Source organism: Bacillus sp. FSL R7-0685 (assembly GCF_038002425.1).
Classification (GTDB): Bacteria; Bacillota; Bacilli; order Bacillales; family Bacillaceae; genus Bacillus; species Bacillus subtilis.
The window spans coordinates 3215071-3234623 of sequence record NZ_JBBOCN010000001.1; the positions used below are offsets into that span (position 1 = coordinate 3215071).

The following is a 19553-nucleotide window of genomic DNA, read 5'->3' on the forward strand; positions in this document are numbered from 1 at the left end:
CTTTTACGGCTATCCTGTTTTAGTCTTCTTGTGTCATCTCTTCGTATTGCTCTGCTGTCATCAGTTTTTCAATTTCAGAAGCGTCAGATGGCTCAACGACGATCATCCATGCTTTTTCGTACGGAGATTCGTTGACGAATTCCGGACTGTCATCAAGATCTTCGTTTACTTCCACAACCGTTCCGTTAATCGGTGCATAAAGCTCAGATACCGTTTTAACGGATTCAACACTGCCGAATGGCTCGTCCGCTTTGATTTCAGCGCCCACTTCAGGAAGTTCGACAAACACGATGTCGCCTAGTTCGGACTGGGCAAAATGCGTAATTCCGATTCTGGCTTTTTCTCCTTCAACTTTTACCCACTCGTGTTCTCCTGAGTAACGCAAATCTTTTGGTATGCTCAATTGAATCCCTCCATTTTTTACAGCACTACAATAAGAAGATACCACACTTTTCAAAAAAAATTTACATTAAGCCCAGTTTTCTTCAAATTGGTCTTCTTTAAATCCGACAGTCACTTTTTCGCCGTCTGTTGTAAGCGGGCGTTTAATTAGCATACCATCTGAAGCCAGCAGTTCGAGCTGTTCGTCCTCTGACATATGATACAGCTTTTCCTTGAGATTGAGCTCGCGGTATTTCATGCCGCTCGTGTTGAAAAATTTCTTGAGATCCAGCCCGCTTTTTTCATAAAGCGCTTTTAATTCTTCTTTGCTTGGCGGCTGCTCAGCAATATGTATTTCGTTTATTTCTTTCCCATGCTCTTCAAGCCACTTCTTTGCTTTGCGGCACGTTCCGCATTTAGGGTACCAGTAAAAAGTTAACGACATCTTCTTCCCCCTCAATAAAATAATCGAGGTTATTTTAACACAGTTTGTTTTAAAAACCTAAAACAGTGCTTCTTAAAAAAGAGCTCCGCGCATGCGGAGCTCATGGCCAATCAGACAGTATATTTCTCAGCCTCAAAAATGCCTGCCGCCGCCTCGCGTTTTTTCTGAATCACGTTTTTAGGCGTTACGCGTGTCAGCTTGCGCAGAGCGGAAAGCATCATGCGGAGTGAATCTCCTTCTTCCATTGCGATAAGGGATTCCTTTGCATGCGCTTCGATTTCGTTAAAGGCCTCTTGAACGAAAATTTCTGTGTACAGCACCTTTTGCGCTGCTTTTTCAGCGCCTTGTGCGGCAATGGCCTTTTCCGTTCTGAGCACGGCTGATTCCATTGCGTATACATTGCTGACGATATCCGCTACGTTCACGAGAATTTCTTGCTCACGATCGATCGCTTTTCCGTATTTTTGCGCGGCTAGGCCGGCAGCAAACAACGCAATTTTTTTGGCTTGCTTGACGATATATTTCTCCTGCTCTAAGACGCCGCTTCCAGGCTCTTCAGGCATAAGCATCATGAGTTCTTCCTGCAGCGACTGCGCTTTTTCGAATAAAGGCAGCTCGCCTTTAAGCGCTTTTTTCAGGAAGGTGCTTGGCACGATTAACCGGTTGATTTCGTTTGTGCCTTCAAAAATCCGATTGATCCTTGAATCCCTATAGGCCCTTTCTACTTCGTATTCCTGCATAAAGCCGTAGCCTCCATGAATCTGCACGCCTTCATCAACGATATAATCAAGCGTTTCAGAGCCGAATACCTTATTCAGAGAGCATTCGATGGCGTATTCCGCAATCGATTTGGCGATTTGCCGGCCGTCCTTGAGATCTTCGGCCGTGAACTGGCTCATATTGTCTTCAAACAGCCCGACGGTTCTGTATACAGAGCTTTCCATCGCATACAGCCTTGAGGCCATTGTCCCGATTTTTTCCTGTGTCAATGAAAAACCAGCAATCGGCGTTTTAAATTGGCGGCGCTGATTTGCGTATGCCGCAGACAGCTCGATGACGCGTTTAGATGCGCCGATTGTGCCAACCGCCAGTTTGTAACGGCCGATGTTTAAAATATTAAAGGCGATGACATGCCCTTTGCCGATTTCTCCGAGCAGGTTTTCCTTTGGCACTTCAGCTTGATCCAGAATGAGGGTTCTTGTCGATGATCCCTTGATTCCCATTTTCTTTTCTTCCGGTCCCGTGGAGACACCCGGGAACTCTTTTTCTACAATAAAGGCTGAAAACTTGTCGCCGTCTACCTTAGCGTAAACCACAAATACATCGGCAAAAGCAGAGTTGGTAATCCACTGTTTTTCCCCTGTTAATACATAATGGGTTCCTGCTTCATTCAGCACAGCTGTTGTTTTTGCTCCAAGTGCATCAGACCCAGAGCCAGGCTCAGTCAGAGCATAAGCGGCGATCTTTTCGCCTGAAGCGAGTCCAGGCAAATATTTTTTCTTTTGTTCTTCTGACCCGAAAAAGACGATCGGCAAGGAACCGATACCGACATGCGCGCCATAAGAAAGAGAAAAGCTTCCTGCACGCGAAAATTTCTCAGTGATGAGTGCCGAGCTGATTTTATCTAGGCCGAGCCCGCCGTATTCTTCCGGCACATCGGCGCCAAGCAGCCCTAGTTCGCCCGCTTTCTTCAACAGTCTGACAGAATGCTCGAATTGATGGTTTTCGATATCATCTATATGAGGGAGAACATCTTGCTCGATGTAATCCTCTGTTGTTTTCGCAATCATTTTATGCTCGTCGGTGAAATCCTCCGGTGTATACATTTGATCGTATGTGACATCCTCGATTAAAAATCCGCCGCCTTTTTGTACGTCAGCCGCTTTTTTTGCCATTTGTTTTTCCCCCTTTAGCATAATTCAAATACACCGGCCGCTCCCATCCCGCCGCCGATACACATGGTCACGACTCCAAATTGCTCGTTTCTCCGTTTCATTTCATGGATGAGTGAGAGTGTAAGCTTTGTGCCCGTACAGCCAAGCGGGTGTCCAAGCGCGATTGCGCCCCCGTTGACATTCACTTTTTCTTCATCAATTCCCAATTCCCTGATTACTTGAATGGCCTGTGAGGCAAAAGCTTCATTCAGTTCAAACAAGCCGATGTCCTGCAGCTGAAGTCCGGCAAGCTTCAAAGCGCGCGGAATCGCTTCCACCGGTCCGATTCCCATCACTTCCGGCGGCACGCCGCCTACTGCAAAGGAGCGGAATTTCACAAGCGGCGCCAGGCCAAGAGCATCGGCTTTTTCCCGGTCCATCAGCATGACAGCCGCCGCTCCGTCACTTGTCTGCGAGGAATTGCCCGCAGTCACCGTCCCGTCAACGGAAAAGGCCGGGCGCAATGTCGATAAGATGTCTGCAGTCGTTTGCGGGCGAACACCTTCATCCTGAGAAAACACAAACTGTTTTTCCATAGGCTTATGGTCTTCTCCGATTTCTGTCACCGTCACTTCTACGGGTACAATTTCATCTTTAAATTTTCCTTCTGCAAGGGCTTTAGCAGCGTTTTGGTGGCTGCGAACGGCAAACGCGTCTTGATCCTCACGGGAGACGCCGTATTTTTTCGCGACTTGCTCGGCTGTGTGGCCCATGCTCATATAATATTCCGGTGCCTTTTCTGCCAAAGCAAGGTTCGGACGGGTAACATGCCCCATCATCGGAACTTGCGACATGGATTCCGCTCCGCCGGCGATCGCTGTATCGTAGGCGCCCAGCATAATTTTTTCTGCTGCATATGCAATAGACTGAAGGCCTGAAGAGCAATAACGGTTAACTGTAATCGCCGGAACCGTGTACGGCAGGCCCGCGAGCGCACCGATATTTCTCGCCATATTAAGCCCCTGCTCCGCTTCAGGCGTTGCACAGCCAATAATCAAATCGTCAATATTGCCTTCGTAACCGCCTGCCCGTTTCAGTGTCTCTTTTACACAAATCGCTCCCAAATCATCCGGGCGAACGGTGGCCAACGATCCTTTTTTTGCTTTTCCAACCGGTGTTCTTGCACCTGACACAATGACTGCCTCTTTCATAAGCTCCCTCCTAATTCCGTAAAGGTTTACCTTTCACAAGCATATGCTGCATTCTCGCTTGAGATTTTGCCTCTCCTGACAAACTCAAAAACGCTTCTCTTTCGATCTCCAATAAATACTCTTCATCAACCTCTGTACCAAACGGCACTTTTCCGCCCGCAATGACATAAGCGAGTTTTTTCGCGATCTTGAAATCATGCTCAGATATATAGCCGGACAGCTTCATCTGCTCAGCGCCAAGCAAGAGTGCCGCATAACCGGTTTCTCCCGGCACCTTGACCTTTTCTTTTACAGGCGGCCGCCAGCCGGTATCGTATAAAGATGCCGCCAGCTGCTTCGCATCGTATAACAGGTGGTCTTGATTCACGCTGATCTGATCCGTTTCTTTTAAGATGTTCATCTCACGAGCCTCTTGAGCGGAAGCGGACACTTTCGCCATCGCAATCGTTTCAAATGTTTTCATTGCCGCATTCATCGGATCAAGGCCACGGCGTAGATGATTGATGTACAGCTCTTTGTTTCCCCCTCCACCAGGGATGAGGCCGACACCTGATTCAACAAGGCCCATATAGGCTTCGCTTGCCGCTTGAGTACGCGCCGCAGGCAGGCATACTTCCGTTCCTCCGCCGAGCGTCATGCCAAATGGCGCGGCGACGACCGGTTTCGCACTGTATTTGATCTTCATCATCGTCTCCTGAAAACGGCGGATCACAAAATCAACTTCCAAAAAGTTGTCATCTTGGACTTCCATTAAGATCATGGCGAGATTCGCGCCGACGCAGAAATTTTTCCCTTGATTGCCGATGACAAGCCCCTTGTAATTCCGTTCTGTTTCCTCTAATCCTTTGTGGATCATTTGAATGATATCGAGGCCGATCGCATTGCTTTTCGAATGAAATTCAAGAAGGGCCACATCATCTCCAAGGTCAATTAAGCTTGCTCCGCTGTTTTTCGCAATCACGCCTTTTGTTTCTTTAAGTGCTTGTAAATGAATTCGTTTTTTGTTTTCTTTCACGGCTCTGTATTCGCCGCGGTCATAATAAAATACCGTTCCGTTCTCTTTGATGTAGAAGGTTTCATTTCCTTTATCCAGCATCTCTTTTATCCAGCCAGGCATATCTGCTCCAAGCTGCTCAAGCTTTTCCGCTGACTGCTTGAGGCCGATGGCATCCCACATTTCAAAAGGACCCAGTTCCCAGCCGAATCCCCACTTCATGGCTTGGTCAATCGCATGAATATCATCGGCAATCTCGCCAAGCAGCTCGGCTGAGTAAAGCAGGGTTTGAGATGTGATATTCCACAACAATCGGCCAGCTCTGTCATCCGAATAAATAAGCGCTTTCATTTTGGCTTTTGTCCCTTTTGCCTGTTTTGCCGCTTCAAGTGCCGGTGTTTTCATTTTTGTCCGCTCGCCGTAAGTAAGCGTCACTGGGTCAAGCTCATAAATCGTTTTTCCTTCTTTTTTATAAAAGCCTTGGCCGGCCTTACTTCCGATCCACCCTTTTTCCAGCATATCGTTCATGAAACTTGGAAGGCGAAACACTTCTTTTTCATCGCCATCAGCTTTGTCATACACATTTCGGGCAACGTGGGCGAATGTATCGAGACCGACCACATCAAGCGTTCTAAAGGTAGCGCTTTTCGGCCTGCCGATCAGCGGTCCTGTGATCGAATCAACCTCCCCGACCTGATAGCCGCCTTTCAGCATTTCTTGGACTGTCACGAGAAGCCCGTAAGTCCCGATGCGGTTTGCGATAAAGTTCGGTGTGTCCTTTGCTGTAACAACACCTTTCCCGAGGACATTTTCTCCGAAAGCTGTCATAAACTTTAAAATATCAGGATCCGTTTCCTTAATCGGAATGATCTCCAGCAGCTTTAAATAGCGTGCGGGATTAAAAAAATGCGTTCCGAGAAAATGGGCTTTAAAATCATCCGACCGGCCTTCAGCCATTTCCTGCACTGATATGCCGGATGTGTTGCTTGAGACGATGCTTCCAGTCTTTCGATGTTCATCCACAAAAGCGAAAATTTTCTTTTTGACTTCAAGGTTTTCGACAACGACCTCAATAATCCAATCTGCTTCTTTCAGTTTTTCTGCATCATCCTCCAGATTGCCCGGTGTAATATAGGAGGTATTTTTCGCTGATGTGAGGGGAGCGGGCTTTTGTTTCAGCAGTTTTTTCATCGCCTGCCGGCTCAGCCTGCTGCGCACCTCCGGACTGTCCTTCGTCAGCCCCTTTTTTTCCTCTTCCTTTGTCAAATCGTTCGGCACAATATCTAGCAGCAGGACAGGAATTCCGATGTTAGCCAAATGCGCCGCTATCCCGGAACCCATTACCCCCGATCCTAAAACGGCTGCCTTCCGAATGTGTTTGTGCATGAGATATCCCCCTTGAACATTGAATGAATAGTCATTCATTTTTTGACTAAAAAAAATGAAACCCGTTTCTTCTTTCATCTTAAAAGATTTCCGGTTCGACTTCAATAGCTAATTTGTTATTTTTTTGTATGAAGCCTATAAAAGTCGGGCAACTTAAGCCCGGAGGTGAAGGGAATGGTACGAGAGAAAAAAAATCCGTCTTCAGCGGCAGTCAGCGCGGCGAGCGTAAAGGGAGATGCCGGTCCGACTCAGCATTACGGCGGCGGAAAACGGACAAGTCAAAATCAGCAGTATAAAAAACATAACATGGAACAATCATAATGCAGCTGCTTCCCGCGGCTGCTTTCACTTTTTCAAAATCCCTTTTAACACAAACGCTGCATTGGCAGGCCGCTCGGCAATTCTTCTCATAAAGTAGCTGAACCAGTCCGTTCCATATGGGACATACACACGCATTCTGTAGCCTTCCTTGGCGAGTTCCTTCTGACGCTCCGGCCTGATGCCGTATAGCATTTGAAACTCAAATTGCGATGCGGGGATTTGATGTTCGGCGACGAGCTGTTTCGTAAATGCAATGATGTCATCGTCATGTGTGGCGACAGCCGTGTAGTTCCCGCTTAACAACTGCAGCTTTATTAAGCTCTGAAAATGAAGGTCCGTGCCTCTTTTGTCGGGAAACGCTACAGCCGCAGATTCTTTATAAGCGCCTTTTACAAGTCTGAGATTCGGCTTTAAGTCCCGCATCTTTCTGATATCTTCTGCCGCCCGGTACAGATACGCCTGAATGACTGTGCCGAGCTTCTCAAATTCCTGTTTGCATTGCCTGTAAATAGAAAGTGTCTGTTCATAATGAGAATAGTCTTCCATATCAATGGTCACAGCAACATCATATTGCTTCGCAACGGAAAGAATGGCGCGCAAATGAGTAAGAGCAAGTTCTTCTGAAAGATCGAGCCCGATTGAGGTCAGCTTAAGTGAAAGCTCTGAATTCAATTGATGTTCGGCAATGGCTTGAATGGCTTTCTTGCATTCCTCTGCGACTTGGTTTGCTTCTTTTTCCGTAGCTGCATACTCGCCTAAATAATCAATTGTTGCACACAAACCGGATCTGTTTAGCCTTTTGACGGTCTTAACCGCCGATTCAATCGTATCCCCTGCGACAAACCTTCGTGCTCCAAGCCGCGTTCCGTATGCTTTTGCGAACTTGGTAAGTGTTTTATTTTGAGATAAGAATAAAAACACATGTCTCAACATCCGACTCCCTCCCGCCGTCATCTTCAAAACACCTGTATATAACTCCCAGTCTGAAGGAAACTATAAAATGAACAGAAATCAAAGGAGGATCACAATGGATAATCAGCAGCAATCTCAAATGCCGCCTTCCGTTATTTCGACAAAGGATCATTTGTATCTCAATGACATGCTGAACTGGAATTTGCTCGCGATGAAAAAAGCGCATTTTATGGCGCAGCAGTGCCAGGATCAAACGTTAAAGCAAGAACTCGACCGCGTCGGACACATGCATCATGATCACTATCAAAGAATATTAAAGCACCTGCAGCCAGGCCAGCAGCAGTCCGGCTACATCCAATAAGGAGGCGCCAGAATGAATCAGCAAAATCAAAAAATCAGCAACCCGCAGACACCTGTACCGACAACATCGGAAATGAATGACAGAGATTTCGTCAACGAATTGCTGACAACCGAAAAATACATGACAACAGCTTATTGCACTGCCTTGCACGAATTCAGCCACGAGTCTCTTTATCAGGATATTCAATCCATTTTTGATGAGTCACAAAAAGCGCAAAGAAAACTATATGATCTCATGTTCCAATATGGATGGTATTCTGTTGAAGCGGAGGATGCACAAAAGCTGCAGCAGTCCTATCAAAAATTCCAGCAGACCATTCAGCAGCAGTCTCCTTATCAGCAATAACAACATTAGCAAAAAGGATACGATGTTCTTTCGAGCATCTATCCTTTTTTTGTGTAAAATCAGTTGACTTTTCATTTACGCTTATTTATATTTAATAAGCATTAACTATTTTGTCATTAAAATATATATACAGTGTATGTAACAGAGGGGAAATGAATATGAAGAGTGCGGATCAGTTAATGTCCGATATTCAATTATCGCTTCAGGCGCTCTTTCAAAAGATACAGCCTGAAATGCTGGAAAGCATGGAGAAACAAGGTGTCACCCCAGCGCAGCTGTTTGTGCTGGCCAGCCTAAAGAAACACGGCAGCCTCAAAGTTTCTGAAATTGCCGAGCGTATGGAGGTGAAGCCAAGCGCGGTGACGCTGATGGCAGATCGCCTTGAACAAAAAAATCTTATCGCCAGAACACACAACACAAAAGACAGGCGAGTGATTGATCTCAGTCTTACTGACGAAGGAGACAGAAAGTTCGAGGAGGTTTTGGCAGGCAGAAAGGCCATTATGGCGCGCTATCTTTCCTTTTTGACGGAGGAGGAGATGCTGCAGGCGGCGCATATTACAGCAAAGCTCGCACAAGCAGCAGAAACGGATGAAAAGCAAAACATGAAAAGAGGAAACGGATGAAAATGAGTAAAGAAGGCAAACAATCAAAACGAACGTTATTAATAACAGGCTTAATTATTGCCATGTTTTTTTCAGCCCTTGACGGTACCATTGTCGGAACGGCCATGCCGAAAATTGTCGGTGACCTGGGCGGTTTGAGCATGATGACCTGGCTGACAACTGCATATTTGTTAACATCAACAACCATTGTTCCAATTGCCGGTAAACTGGCTGATTTATTGGGACGCCGCATTGTCTATGTATCAGGTTTAATTATTTTCATGGCAGCTTCTGCTTTATGCGGAATGGCCAACAACATGACAGAATTGATTATCTTCCGTGGACTGCAGGGCATCGGCGGAGGCATCATGATGCCGATGGCGATGATTGTCATCGGTGACTTGTTCACAGGAAAACAGCGTGCTAAATTCCAAGGTGTCTTTGGCGCAATTTACGGGCTGGCTTCAGTGATTGGGCCGCAAATCGGCGGCTGGATTGTAGACTCGTTAAACTGGAAATGGGTTTTCTATATTAACCTGCCAGTCGGAATTATTGCGGTTATTTTTATTGCCAGAGGATTACAGGGACGCCAGCAGACTGGCCCGATCAACTTCGATATCGCTGGTATTTTCACAATGATTGTCGGTGTGGTCAGCCTCCTGCTCGCCTTAAGCTTTGGCGGAAAAGATTATGCATGGGATTCATGGCAGATTCTTGGGTTGTTCGCTCTCGCACTGATCGGCATTGTCAGCTTTATCATCGTAGAATCAAAAGCAAAAGAGCCAATCCTGCCAATGTATTTATTTAAAAACAGAACATTTACATTTCTAAACTTGATCGGCTTCTTTATGAGTATCGGTATGTTTGGCGCCATTACGTTTGTTCCTTTCTTTATGCAGGGAATTGTCGGTGTAAGTGCGTCTGAATCGGGTACAATTATGACACCGATGATGATTTCTATGATTATTACAAGTATCATCGGCGGACAGCTTGTTTATAAAATCGGGATTAAACCGCAAATCATTGCAGGCATGCTGGTTATGGCCGGCGGATTCCTGCTGTTAACGACATTGGATCTCGACACGAGCAAGCTTGTCGCTACATCTTTTATGGCGATTATTGGTCTGGGAATGGGTCTTGTTATGCCGATTCTGACATTGGCTTTACAGGAAAGCTTTTCGAAAGAGGAGCTGGGAGTTGTCACTTCATCCAGCCAATTCTTCCGTTCTATCGGCGGAACATTCGGCATTACCATGCTGGGAGCCGTAATGAATGCGAGATCAGGAAATCTATTAACAGATAAATTGGTTCCATATTTAGACTCTCTTCCGGCACAGGCAAGCTCGTTTGCCGCCCAGCTAAAGGGTATGATTGATACAAATCCGCAAGGGTTGCTGCAATCGCTGTTCAGTCCGGACGCGGTCAAACAAATCCCTGCGGCTTTCTCATCCCATATTGTGCCGATTTTAAAAACATCGTTGATGGATTCGCTCCACAGCGTGTTTTATACGGGCCTGATCTTTATCGCAGTCGGAGCCGTATTCACCTTGTTCTTAAAACCTATCAAGCTATCAAATAAGAAAGCGGAAGACCAACAAGAAAAAGAGAAGGCGGCAAAAGCCGTTGAATCACCTTCCCATTAATAGAGCACCCCGCGGGTATCAATCCGCGGGGTTTTTTATTCAATCATCTGGGCTCTTCCATTTCCGAAAGACCAATCCTCAGCCTGATTTCCGGCCAGCATGATAAACACATCTTCTTTTCTGACACCAAGCTCGGAATGAATCCGGCTCGCGATTGAGCGGTAAAGTGCTTTTTTCTGTTCAGTTGTTCTTGACTGTTTCAGTGTAAAATGAATGTATATCAGTTCATCAGTTCGCTCGACTTGGAGATAAAATGGATCATAAAAAAATTCGCTTTTTTCATATTGTCTGATGACTTGGAAATAGTCATCTTCCGGCACATTGATTTCTTCAATCATCGATTGGTGGACAGTCCTGCTCAGTTTTTGAAGCCACGCTTCGCTTCTTCCCGACCGTAAATGAATCTGTACAAATGGCATCTCCCTGCATCCCTTTCTTTACAGCGTCTGTCCGCTGTCAATTGTGATAATTTGGCCTGTGAGTGATTCCTGTTCAATTAGTGAACATATCAATTTGGCAACATCATCTGGTTCAGCAATACACCGCAGCGGCAAAGAGCCAATCATGCTTTTCATTTTTTCTTCCCGTCCGGCCCACCATCTCGTTGCCACAGCTCCTGGTGCTACACCGCTCACTCTGATTTCAGGCGCTAAGGCGTGGGCCAATGATTTCGTTAAACCGTGCACCGCCGATTTTGATACTGCATAAGGCATAGATGAGCCGGCACCAGTTACCCCTGCGATGCTGCCGACGTTTACGATCGCCCCGGCCTTGCTTTTCTTCATGAACGGAACCACTGCCCGCGCGCAGAAAAACATCCCTTTCACATTGACGGCATACAGCTCATCCCATATGTCTTCTGTCGCAGCCTCAAGATTATCCATTGGAATATGCCGTGTAATGCTGGCATTGTTGACTAAAACATCAATCGGGCCGTATGTTTTCACGATTGTTTGAACCATATCCTGCACGTCACTGTTTTTGGATACATCTGCTTGGATGGCGAAGGCTTGCCCGCCAGCTTTTCGAATCTTTTCCACTGTTTCCTCCGCTTCTGATTGCGAGCGTGAATAATTCACCGCCACAATCGCCCCGCGCTTTGCCAATTCCATACTGGCTGCTTTTCCGATTCCTGTGCCGCCCCCCGTTACGAGAGCTATTTTGTTCAAGACATTCATTGCCGCCACTCCTTGCTGTTGACTAAAGTATATTTCTGATTCCATTGTAATCCAGCTTTGATGTTACGTATAATGATTGTTAAAGATACTAGATATCACTTAGATTGATAGCAAACGAACGGAGGAGTTCAAAATGGAAAGCGGAGATTTACGTGTGTTTCAAATGGTAGCTCGTGAAGGAACCATTACGAAAGCAGCCCTGCAGCTTGGCTATGTACAATCGAATGTCACGGCCAGAATTCAGCAATTGGAAGCTGAGCTGGGTACCACACTGTTTTTGCGCCATAATCGGGGCATGACACTTTCTGCAAGCGGAAAATTGCTGCTGGACTACGCAAATAAAATTATCGGCCTGCTTGATGAAGCGTCTAAAGCGCTCTCATCCTCCGCAGAACCAAGCGGGCCGCTTATGATCGGCTCCACTCAGACAACCGCCGCGGTAAGGCTTCCAAAGCTCCTGGCATCTTATTATGAAGAACATCCAAACGTCCAGCTATCTTTAACAACAGGACATACGCAATTTCTCCTTGATAAAGTTCTTCGTTATGAATTGGATGGCGCGTTTATCGGATGCGAATGCCATCATCCTGAGCTCGAATCCTATCCTGCGTTTGAGGAAGAACCAGTAGTTGTTTCGGCTGCCTCCGTGCCCGATGTTGAGGAAGCCATCACAAAGCCGATTCTCGTTTACAGCACAGGCTGTTCGTATCGAGAAACACTTGAAAAATGGCTGCGCTCCGTCGGTGTCACACAGCCGGTCATTATGGAATTTGGGACGCTTGAAGCAATTATCGGCGGGGTTACAGCAGGTCTTGGCATCTCGTTGCTGCCAAGAACGGTTGTGCAGAAACATGAAGCAGAAGGATCAATTCGATTGTACCCGCTGCCTGAAGCGCTCAGCCAGATGAAAACAGAGTTTATTGTTCGAAAAGATTCGTTTATCAGCAGCGCGCTGAGAACCTTTATGGATTCCTTTACGCCAGATAAAACGGCTGAATCACAAAAAAGCAGTCTGCTATAATGTACAGACTGCTTTTTGGCTATTGTTTGTTTCGATGCGCTTCATTTAATTCCTTAATATGCTGAATGATCTCTTTAATGCCCTGCTTTGCGTCGGGGTATGTCGCATTCCAATGCTTAGCGAGCGGTGGCATGCTCTTGGCTATATGCGTGTACAAAATCCATTGCTTCACTTCTTCTTTTAGCTCATCGTTTGTCTCACCAAGCAGAAGCTCAGTATACTTCTCCAGCAATCCATCCAGCTGCTCCTGAAGTTTTTGTTCCATTTGCCATCTTCCTTTCGAAAAAACAGCAAGGAGCTTTCTCAATTGAAAGCTCCTTCGCTGCGTTATTTATCCATGTGATGTGAAAGCCGCTTCCTGGACAATGCATCTGCCCCTGCCATGAGGAATGCAAAGAGGCGTTCCGAAGAGCGGGTCCTGTGTAACCTGACAGTTCATAGAAAACACATTTTGCACAAGATCACAAGTGATGACCTCTTCCGGACGGCCTTCTGCATAAATCCGTTTATCTTTTATGGCCACAAGATGATGCGCATAGCGGCACGCCAAGTTTAAGTCATGGAGAACCATAACAATCGTCCGGTCTTCCTTTTCATTCAGCTCAAACAGCAAATCAAGAATTTCAATTTGATGCGTCATGTCTAAATACGTCGTCGGCTCGTCAAGAAGGATGATATCCGTTTCCTGGGCAAGCGTCATCGCAATCCAAGCCCGCTGGCGCTGTCCGCCTGACAAAGAATCAACGGCACGGTCAGCCATGTCCTCAAGCTTTGTTGCTTTAAGCGCTCTCTCAACTGCTTCCTCATCCTCTTTTGACCACTGCTTCAGCCAGTTTTGGTAAGGATATCTTCCTTGCTTCACCAGCTGATGCACCGTCAGCCCCTCTGGAGCCGAAGGACCTTGGGGCAGGATTGCGAGCTCTTTTGCGACTTCCTTCGTCGGAAGCTTGGCAATGGCTCTTCCTTCCAGCAGCACTGAACCGCCTCTCGGCTTCATCAGGCGCGCTAATGAACGTAAAAGTGTCGATTTTCCGCAGCCATTGCTGCCAATAAATACGGTAATTTCACCTTTGGGAATTGTTAAATTCAACTCATCAATAATAACGGCATCCCCGTATCCTAAGCTCAGCGTTTCTGTAGAAATTGCACTCATACCCATAACCGCTCCTTTTTGCTGGCTTTTAGCAGCACTATGTATTGCACGTTTTCTATATACATGCTTTTAAGTCAATTGTCATCAATGCAAGTGATTCCGATATTCAGCCATTTGATATGGTCATATATCCCTCATTGTAGCAGAAAACACTGACTTTGAAAATCATTTTCAATTAGTTTTATGGACATAATTGACGTTTATGGGTTTTTTATCACAAGATTACTTCTTGATTTCTCTGATGGAGCCGTCCTTCAGTTTCAATTTTAAATCGATATGATCATAATGACTGTCCAGATTAAATGCTGCCAGCACACTGTGTATCACTTCTGTTTCAGCCATTTGGTCTGTCACGGAAAGCTCGCTCAAAATCATTTTCATCTCATCCAGTGCTTCTTCTCCCTCCTGATCGACACCGGAGAGCTTATCCTGTATTTCCGCTTTTTCCTGAGTCCCGTTCTTTGTATAGATTCCTTCATAACGGTTATGCTCACCATCCCCGTAGCTCACACGAAGCGAAAAATTACTGTAGGGAACGGACTTCAGCTGGGTGACGGCTGTATTTTCTCCTTCTGCCTGCTGCTGGTCTTCATTGAAACGGCAGCCCGCAATCAGAACCACTGCGAGACATACAGCCCCGGCTGCTCTGATCAAATGCATATGTTTCCCCCCTGTAGGATTCCATTTATTTTAGGTATATCCAGAGAATGAAATCCTCATTCAGAGAAGAATTGAAAAAGCCGGGGCATTTAACGCCACGGCTTTTTCTTTAAGATTCGGTCATTTGTAAAAAGGTTTCGGCGTCACGCACAGCCAGCTTGATGGCATTCTCCCAGAAATCGCGCTTTGTGATGTCAGCGCCCAAATGCTTCATCGCCAAATCCTCCACTGTCATAGAAGCCGTATCGCGCAATAGCGCCATATACTTCTCTTCGAATGCATTTTTTTCTTCAAGCGCCAGCGCGTAAATGCCAAGAGAAAACAGGTAGCCGAATGTATAAGGGAAATTGTAAAACGGCACCCTCGTGATGTGAAAATGAAGCTTTGATGCCCAAAAAAGCGGATGATATTCTTCTAACGCATTGCAGTATGCCTCTCTTTGCGCCTCTTCCATCAGCTCATTCAAGCGGCTGGCCGGTACCACTCCCCGCTTTCGTTCCTCGTAGAATCTCGTTTCAAATAGAAATCTTGCGTGAATGTTCATGAAGAACGCAACACTTCTTTGCACTTTATCCTCCAGAAGAACAAGCTTTTCTTCCCTCGTCTCGGCCTGCTGGACAGTCGCGTCCGCGACTATCATCTCTGCAAACGTTGAAGCTGTTTCTGCAACATTCATGGCATAGGAGCGGTTTAACGGCCTGACGTCGAGCATTGCTTCCTGATGGAACGCGTGCCCGAGTTCATGCGCAAGAGTAGAGACATTTGAGGCGCTGCCCGAAAATGTCATGAAAATCCGGGATTCCCCGCTGTCAGGAAAACTGGTGCAAAAGCCGCCGACTCTTTTTCCACTCCTGTCTTCCGCCTCAATCCAGCCGTCCCGAAACGCTTTTTCAGTGAATGAGGACAGCTTTTTGCCAAACGTTGAAAACTGGCTGGTAATGATATTTGCGGCTTCATCATACGAATAGGCCTTTCCGTTAGAACCGATCGGCGCCTCAACATCGTACCAGCTAAGCTTTTCAAGGCCGAGCATGGATGCTTTCCGGTTCAAAAACTGAACGAACGGCTGCTTGTTTTCAGTGATGACCTGCCACATCGTATCAAGTGTTTCTTTTTTCATCCTGTTAATTTGCAGCGGTTCCTTCAGGACATTCTCCCAGCCGCGCGCTTTATAGGTTTCAAGCCGGAATCCCGCCAAATGATTCAGCGTGCTGCTGAAAATATCTTGCTTGCTCTCCCAAGCTTGGCGGAAACGTTCATATACTGTTTTTCTGACAGTACGGTCTTGATGGTCCATCATATTCTCCACCTGACCGACAGACAATTGCTTGTTTTCACCGTTTTCCTCATACGGGATCGTCATTTTCCCGACAACCATATTGTATAAGTCACTCCAAGCGTGATATCCGTCCACGGCAAGATTCCCGATCAGTTTTTCTTTACCGGGGCTAAGCTTTTCGGCAACCCTCTGTCTTCTTTCATTTAATATGTAAGAAACATCGCGCAATCCCGGTTTTGTTAACAATTCATTCCACACGTCTTGATCAATGTCCATTAGTTTATGATCTAATGTAACGAGCGACGATTGAAAATCTGCGGAAAGCCGGTTCATGAGTGCCTGATGCTCTATAGCCTTTTGATCATTGATATTCTGGGCCTGGAGGCAAGCAACAAAAGCGCCGGCCTGCTGAAGTTTGACGGATGTCTGTTCGAATAAATCAAGCAACGCGGTCAGCCCTTCAGCCTCTTCAGGCGATTCAGGCACCTGAAACGCATCAGTCCTGTCTTGAAATGCACGCAGACTTAGTGACAGCTTCTCAATATATCCTTTGAATTCTTCCGATTGGCTCCCGCCCTTAAAAAATGAATCAAGATCCCATCTTTGGCCTACCCCTTGCAGCGCCATATCACAAAACCCCTTTCCTTCTTTCGTTCTATTATAGAACAATTCTGAATTGTTGTATAAAAATTTCTTTTTTCAGACGTCATTTCCTGTTCAGGATTGTACAATAGCTATAGCAGTTTAATAGGAGGTATAGGATGAATAAAAAAATAGCCATCGTAACAGGAGCGTCCAGCGGCTTCGGTCTGCTGGCAGCTGTAAAGCTTGCCCGATCATTTTTCGTGATAGCCACATCAAGACAGCCTGAAAAAGCGGAACAGCTTCGGGAATTGGCTGCAGCACACAATGTGTCTGATTCCATTCTCATTACAGCTCTCGATGTCACCGATGAACAATCTATAGTCTCATTCGGAAAAGCCGTTAGTGCTTACGCCCCGATCGACTTACTCGTTAACAACGCCGGAACGGCTTATGGAGGTTTTGTCGAGGATGTGCCGATGGAACATTTCAGACAACAATTTGAAACGAACGTCTTCGGTGTGATCCATGTGACAAAAACCGTTCTGCCTTACATAAGAAAGCATGGCGGCGCAAAGATTATAAACGTGAGCAGCATCAGCGGACTGACCGGATTCCCAGCGCTGTCGCCATATGTTTCTTCTAAGCATGCATTGGAAGGTTTTTCTGAAAGCCTGCGTATCGAGCTGCTTCCGTTCGGTATCGAAACCGCTTTGATCGAGCCGGGCTCATACAAGACATCGATCTGGTCAACGTCATTATCAAATTTTATGTCGGTGCCTGCTGACGATTCAGCCTATCATCAATACTATAAAAAGATCCTTTCCTACGTTGAAAAAAACGGAGAAGAAAGCGGAGATCCCCAAGAGGTTGCCGACCTCATTTATCAATTGGCAACAAAACAGCACATAAAGAAATTGCGATACCCGATCGGAAAGGGCATCAAGCTCACCCTGCTATTCCGATCGCTTTTTCCTTGGTCTGCGTGGGAGTCTATCCTGAAGAAAAAGCTATTCAAATAACCTAAATTATAATTATTATAATTTAGTATTGATTTTTATTTAGTATATGATATAATTAAAACAACAGATCACAAGGAGGACGTTATCTTATGAAAACTGAAAACGCAAAAACAAATCAAACATTAGTTGAGAATTCACTGAACACACAATTATCAAACTGGTTTCTTTTATACTCTAAGCTCCACCGTTTCCATTGGTATGTGAAAGGGCCTCATTTCTTTACATTGCACGAGAAATTTGAAGAACTTTATGACCATGCGGCTGAAACAGTGGATACCATCGCTGAGCGCCTGCTGGCGATTGGCGGACAGCCTGTTGCCACAGTGAAAGAATACACTGAGCATGCATCTATCACAGACGGCGGAAACGAAACATCAGCATCAGAAATGGTACAAGCATTGGTAAACGACTACAAACAAATCAGCAGCGAATCTAAATTCGTGATCGGCCTGGCTGAAGAAAATCAAGACAATGCGACAGCGGACTTGTTTGTCGGATTAATTGAAGAAGTTGAAAAACAAGTGTGGATGCTTTCCTCTTATTTAGGATAAAAAAAGCTGAACCCTATTTGGGTTCAGCTTTTTGTTTTTTTCTTAGCTTGAACTGCTTTCTGTCTGCTTGGTCAGTGTTGCGTTCAACGTTTTCGTTTTTCCCTTTCGCAGCACTTGGATTGTTGTTTTATCTCCGACTTTTAAGTCTTTGTAAAGGATCTGACGGATATCCGCACTGCTTTCCACGTCTTTACCGTTTAGTTTGACAATGACATCCTCAGATTTAATACCTGCTTTTTCTGCCGGCGAATTTGCTTGAACTTCTTTTACATAAACACCTTTGCCCAATTGATCTCCAAACAGACCGAGCGTATTTTCCTGATAGGTTTCAGGAACTTGTGACATGTCAATCATCTGCACGCCTAAAAACGGACGGTCCACCTTCCCGTTTTGCAGCAGCTGGTCAACAATCGGCTCGACATCATTGCTTGGGATCGCAAATCCAAGTGATTCCACGCCGCTTTCGCTCACCTTCAAACTGTTGATGCCGATGACCTGGCCGCTTGCATTGATTAATGGGCCTCCGCTGTTCCCCGGATTGATCGCTGCATCAGTTTGCAGCACGTTCATTTCCACCGTCCCTTGTGTTGTATCCACATCAATTGTCCGGTTCAATCCGCTAATGATGCCTTGTGTCACCGTACCGGAAAACTGCTGTCCGAGCGGGTTACCGATAGCGATTACCTTTTCGCCAGTGCGCAGCTGTGAAGAATCACCAAAGCTCGCCACTTTTTTGACGTTCTTGCTGCTGATTTCCAAAACTGCCAAATCAGTAATGGTATCGCTGCCGACAAGCTTGGCAGTTTCCGTTTCTCCGTTGTATAGCGTAACAGTCAGCTTGTTCGCGCCTTCAACGACATGGTTGTTTGTAATGATATACGCTTTATTGCTGTCTTTTTTGAAAATAACACCTGACCCGGTTCCGCTTTCACTTTCTGAGCTGGAGCCTCCTCCTGTGCCGAATGTGTTATTTTGAGAGGTTTGGATATTTGAGATTCCGACAATCGTAGGCTCTAAATCCTCTACCATATCAGCGATGTTTGATGCGTTCGTTATCGGCGCCGTTGTAAAATTATCAGACTGCACCTGTTTATTTGCGGAAGCGGTCTCGGTCGCCTGATTTTGGTCTGACGGCAGATAAGGCGCGATGCCAAGCATGAGGCCCCCGCCGATAATACCGCCTAAAATCGGGCTCAGCCATGCGGCTCTCCGTTTCTTTTCTTTTTTCACAGCCGTTTCTTGCTTTTCCATTTCTAAAGCAGAAGCCGTTTCCTGCCGTCCCGCTTCATACGACACAGGCGCGTCAAGCAATTCTTGTTCAGAATGTCCAATCAGCTTCTGGTTTTCTGTATTCTGCTGTTCTGTATGTGAAGGTTCAGTTTGATGTTGATCGTTTTGGCCATCACGTCGATAATCCATGTTCTTACACTCCTTTAACGGTTATTCATTTATCGTTACATATTCATCGCATGTACAAGTTCAATTGTCCCAATAATGAGGAGAAAAGCAAAGCACCAAAATAGAATATGTTTGATCATCCTACATCTTCCTCGCTCTTTTTCTCTTCCTTTCTTCCCTTAACCATATCATAAACAAACATTGTGGGATAAAAATGAAAAGAATATGTGA

Annotated in this window: 21 protein-coding genes; 8 read left to right on the plus strand and 13 right to left on the minus strand. The window is 45.9% G+C overall.

Features of this window, described 5'->3' with window-relative positions; genetic code table 11:
• Positions 1 to 19: 19 nt before the first annotated feature.
• From gcvH to MKY50_RS16855, 5 genes are all read right to left on the minus strand, one after another.
• Complete coding sequence (gene gcvH, locus MKY50_RS16835; RefSeq protein WP_003222781.1) at positions 20 to 403, minus strand: glycine cleavage system protein GcvH; 384 nt, start codon at positions 401 to 403, stop codon at positions 20 to 22.
• Between the two features lie 66 nt (positions 404 to 469).
• On the minus strand, positions 470 to 826 hold the full coding sequence (locus MKY50_RS16840) for an arsenate reductase family protein (RefSeq protein ID WP_003222779.1): 357 nt from the start codon (positions 824 to 826) through the stop codon (positions 470 to 472).
• Positions 827 to 936: 110 nt separating this feature from the next.
• Positions 937 to 2721, minus strand: a complete 1785-nt coding sequence (gene fadE / locus MKY50_RS16845; protein WP_003244094.1) for an acyl-CoA dehydrogenase FadE — start codon at positions 2719 to 2721, stop codon at positions 937 to 939.
• Between the two features lie 14 nt (positions 2722 to 2735).
• Positions 2736 to 3911, minus strand: a complete 1176-nt coding sequence (locus tag MKY50_RS16850; protein WP_003228574.1) for an acetyl-CoA C-acetyltransferase — start codon at positions 3909 to 3911, stop codon at positions 2736 to 2738.
• Positions 3912 to 3921: 10 nt separating this feature from the next.
• Complete coding sequence (locus MKY50_RS16855) at positions 3922 to 6291, minus strand: 3-hydroxyacyl-CoA dehydrogenase/enoyl-CoA hydratase family protein (protein ID WP_341116971.1); 2370 nt, start codon at positions 6289 to 6291, stop codon at positions 3922 to 3924.
• Positions 6292 to 6465: 174 nt separating this feature from the next.
• Here MKY50_RS16855 and MKY50_RS16860 point away from each other — a divergent pair, with 174 nt between their 5' ends.
• Complete coding sequence (locus tag MKY50_RS16860; RefSeq protein ID WP_003240817.1) at positions 6466 to 6612, plus strand: YuzL family protein; 147 nt, start codon at positions 6466 to 6468, stop codon at positions 6610 to 6612.
• Positions 6613 to 6636: 24 nt separating this feature from the next.
• Here MKY50_RS16860 and MKY50_RS16865 read toward each other — a convergent pair whose 3' ends face one another.
• Positions 6637 to 7545, minus strand: coding sequence for a proline dehydrogenase (locus MKY50_RS16865; protein ID WP_341116973.1), 909 nt, complete (start codon positions 7543 to 7545; stop codon positions 6637 to 6639).
• A gap of 94 nt (positions 7546 to 7639) precedes the next feature.
• On the opposite strand from MKY50_RS16865, the gene MKY50_RS16870 reads away from it, so the two are divergent.
• From MKY50_RS16870 to mdtP, 4 genes are all read left to right on the plus strand, one after another.
• On the plus strand, positions 7640 to 7885 hold the full coding sequence (locus tag MKY50_RS16870; protein WP_003228567.1) for a hypothetical protein: 246 nt from the start codon (positions 7640 to 7642) through the stop codon (positions 7883 to 7885).
• A gap of 12 nt (positions 7886 to 7897) precedes the next feature.
• Positions 7898 to 8230, plus strand: a complete 333-nt coding sequence (locus tag MKY50_RS16875) for a spore coat protein (protein ID WP_003222766.1) — start codon at positions 7898 to 7900, stop codon at positions 8228 to 8230.
• Positions 8231 to 8388: 158 nt separating this feature from the next.
• The gene (mdtR, locus tag MKY50_RS16880; RefSeq protein ID WP_015251263.1) at positions 8389 to 8856 is read left to right on the plus strand and encodes a MarR family transcriptional regulator MdtR; all 468 of its coding nucleotides are present in this window, start codon (positions 8389 to 8391) and stop codon (positions 8854 to 8856) included.
• Positions 8853 to 10478 carry a multidrug efflux MFS transporter MdtP gene (gene mdtP / locus MKY50_RS16885; protein WP_021480565.1) on the plus strand — a complete coding sequence of 542 codons (1626 nt, stop codon included), beginning with the start codon at positions 8853 to 8855 and terminating at the stop codon, positions 10476 to 10478. Before mdtR ends, mdtP begins: the two co-directional genes overlap by 4 nt.
• 35 nt (positions 10479 to 10513) lie before the next feature.
• Here the strand turns inward: mdtP and MKY50_RS16890 are convergent, their stop codons facing one another.
• Both MKY50_RS16890 and MKY50_RS16895 read right to left on the minus strand, forming a co-directional pair.
• Positions 10514 to 10897 carry a tautomerase family protein gene (locus MKY50_RS16890; protein WP_015251261.1) on the minus strand — a complete coding sequence of 128 codons (384 nt, stop codon included), beginning with the start codon at positions 10895 to 10897 and terminating at the stop codon, positions 10514 to 10516.
• A gap of 18 nt (positions 10898 to 10915) precedes the next feature.
• Positions 10916 to 11656: an SDR family NAD(P)-dependent oxidoreductase gene (locus MKY50_RS16895; RefSeq protein WP_341116974.1), complete on the minus strand. Its 741-nt coding sequence runs from the start codon at positions 11654 to 11656 to the stop codon at positions 10916 to 10918.
• 133 nt (positions 11657 to 11789) lie between these two features.
• Here MKY50_RS16895 and MKY50_RS16900 point away from each other — a divergent pair, with 133 nt between their 5' ends.
• The gene (locus MKY50_RS16900; RefSeq protein ID WP_015714676.1) at positions 11790 to 12677 is read left to right on the plus strand and encodes a LysR family transcriptional regulator; all 888 of its coding nucleotides are present in this window, start codon (positions 11790 to 11792) and stop codon (positions 12675 to 12677) included.
• A 19-nt stretch (positions 12678 to 12696) separates the two neighbouring features.
• Here the strand turns inward: MKY50_RS16900 and MKY50_RS16905 are convergent, their stop codons facing one another.
• The 4 genes from MKY50_RS16905 to MKY50_RS16920 form a co-directional block, all read right to left on the minus strand.
• Complete coding sequence (locus tag MKY50_RS16905) at positions 12697 to 12984, minus strand: YusU family protein (RefSeq protein WP_021480568.1); 288 nt, start codon at positions 12982 to 12984, stop codon at positions 12697 to 12699.
• A gap of 24 nt (positions 12985 to 13008) precedes the next feature.
• Positions 13009 to 13836, minus strand: coding sequence for an ABC transporter ATP-binding protein (locus MKY50_RS16910; protein ID WP_010886609.1), 828 nt, complete (start codon positions 13834 to 13836; stop codon positions 13009 to 13011).
• Between the two features lie 216 nt (positions 13837 to 14052).
• A complete protein-coding gene (locus MKY50_RS16915) occupies positions 14053 to 14490 on the minus strand; it encodes a YusW family protein (RefSeq protein WP_213379895.1) in 438 nt (145 codons plus the stop codon).
• Between the two features lie 109 nt (positions 14491 to 14599).
• Positions 14600 to 16396 carry a M3 family oligoendopeptidase gene (locus tag MKY50_RS16920; protein WP_341116975.1) on the minus strand — a complete coding sequence of 599 codons (1797 nt, stop codon included), beginning with the start codon at positions 16394 to 16396 and terminating at the stop codon, positions 14600 to 14602.
• 134 nt (positions 16397 to 16530) lie between these two features.
• Between MKY50_RS16920 and MKY50_RS16925 the strand changes: the two genes are divergently transcribed.
• Positions 16531 to 17373, plus strand: a complete 843-nt coding sequence (locus tag MKY50_RS16925) for an oxidoreductase (RefSeq protein ID WP_033884689.1) — start codon at positions 16531 to 16533, stop codon at positions 17371 to 17373.
• An 89-nt stretch (positions 17374 to 17462) separates the two neighbouring features.
• Complete coding sequence (mrgA, locus tag MKY50_RS16930; protein ID WP_003228537.1) at positions 17463 to 17924, plus strand: metalloregulation DNA-binding stress protein MgrA; 462 nt, start codon at positions 17463 to 17465, stop codon at positions 17922 to 17924.
• A 42-nt stretch (positions 17925 to 17966) separates the two neighbouring features.
• Here the strand turns inward: mrgA and htrB are convergent, their stop codons facing one another.
• A complete protein-coding gene (htrB, locus tag MKY50_RS16935; RefSeq protein WP_015251256.1) occupies positions 17967 to 19343 on the minus strand; it encodes a serine protease Do-like protein HtrB in 1377 nt (458 codons plus the stop codon).
• Between the last annotated feature and the right edge of the window lie 210 nt (positions 19344 to 19553).

Coding starts and splice junctions, on each gene's coding strand:
- MKY50_RS16925 (WP_033884689.1), top strand. CDS start 16,531: ATGAATAAAAAAATAGCCATCGTAACAGGAGCGTCCAGCGGCTTCGGT.
- mdtP (WP_021480565.1), top strand. CDS start 8,853: ATGAAAATGAGTAAAGAAGGCAAACAATCAAAACGAACGTTATTAATA.
- MKY50_RS16920 (WP_341116975.1), bottom strand. CDS start 16,396: ATGGCGCTGCAAGGGGTAGGCCAAAGATGGGATCTTGATTCATTTTTT.
- htrB (WP_015251256.1), bottom strand. CDS start 19,343: ATGGATTATCGACGTGATGGCCAAAACGATCAACATCAAACTGAACCT.
- mrgA (WP_003228537.1), top strand. CDS start 17,463: ATGAAAACTGAAAACGCAAAAACAAATCAAACATTAGTTGAGAATTCA.
- MKY50_RS16895 (WP_341116974.1), bottom strand. CDS start 11,656: ATGAATGTCTTGAACAAAATAGCTCTCGTAACGGGGGGCGGCACAGGA.
- MKY50_RS16870 (WP_003228567.1), top strand. CDS start 7,640: ATGGATAATCAGCAGCAATCTCAAATGCCGCCTTCCGTTATTTCGACA.
- MKY50_RS16890 (WP_015251261.1), bottom strand. CDS start 10,897: ATGCCATTTGTACAGATTCATTTACGGTCGGGAAGAAGCGAAGCGTGG.
- mdtR (WP_015251263.1), top strand. CDS start 8,389: ATGAAGAGTGCGGATCAGTTAATGTCCGATATTCAATTATCGCTTCAG.
- fadE (WP_003244094.1), bottom strand. CDS start 2,721: ATGGCAAAAAAAGCGGCTGACGTACAAAAAGGCGGCGGATTTTTAATC.
- MKY50_RS16865 (WP_341116973.1), bottom strand. CDS start 7,545: ATGTTGAGACATGTGTTTTTATTCTTATCTCAAAATAAAACACTTACC.
- MKY50_RS16875 (WP_003222766.1), top strand. CDS start 7,898: ATGAATCAGCAAAATCAAAAAATCAGCAACCCGCAGACACCTGTACCG.
- MKY50_RS16860 (WP_003240817.1), top strand. CDS start 6,466: ATGGTACGAGAGAAAAAAAATCCGTCTTCAGCGGCAGTCAGCGCGGCG.
- MKY50_RS16900 (WP_015714676.1), top strand. CDS start 11,790: ATGGAAAGCGGAGATTTACGTGTGTTTCAAATGGTAGCTCGTGAAGGA.
- MKY50_RS16855 (WP_341116971.1), bottom strand. CDS start 6,291: ATGCACAAACACATTCGGAAGGCAGCCGTTTTAGGATCGGGGGTAATG.
- MKY50_RS16850 (WP_003228574.1), bottom strand. CDS start 3,911: ATGAAAGAGGCAGTCATTGTGTCAGGTGCAAGAACACCGGTTGGAAAA.
- MKY50_RS16840 (WP_003222779.1), bottom strand. CDS start 826: ATGTCGTTAACTTTTTACTGGTACCCTAAATGCGGAACGTGCCGCAAA.
- MKY50_RS16910 (WP_010886609.1), bottom strand. CDS start 13,836: ATGGGTATGAGTGCAATTTCTACAGAAACGCTGAGCTTAGGATACGGG.
- MKY50_RS16915 (WP_213379895.1), bottom strand. CDS start 14,490: ATGCATTTGATCAGAGCAGCCGGGGCTGTATGTCTCGCAGTGGTTCTG.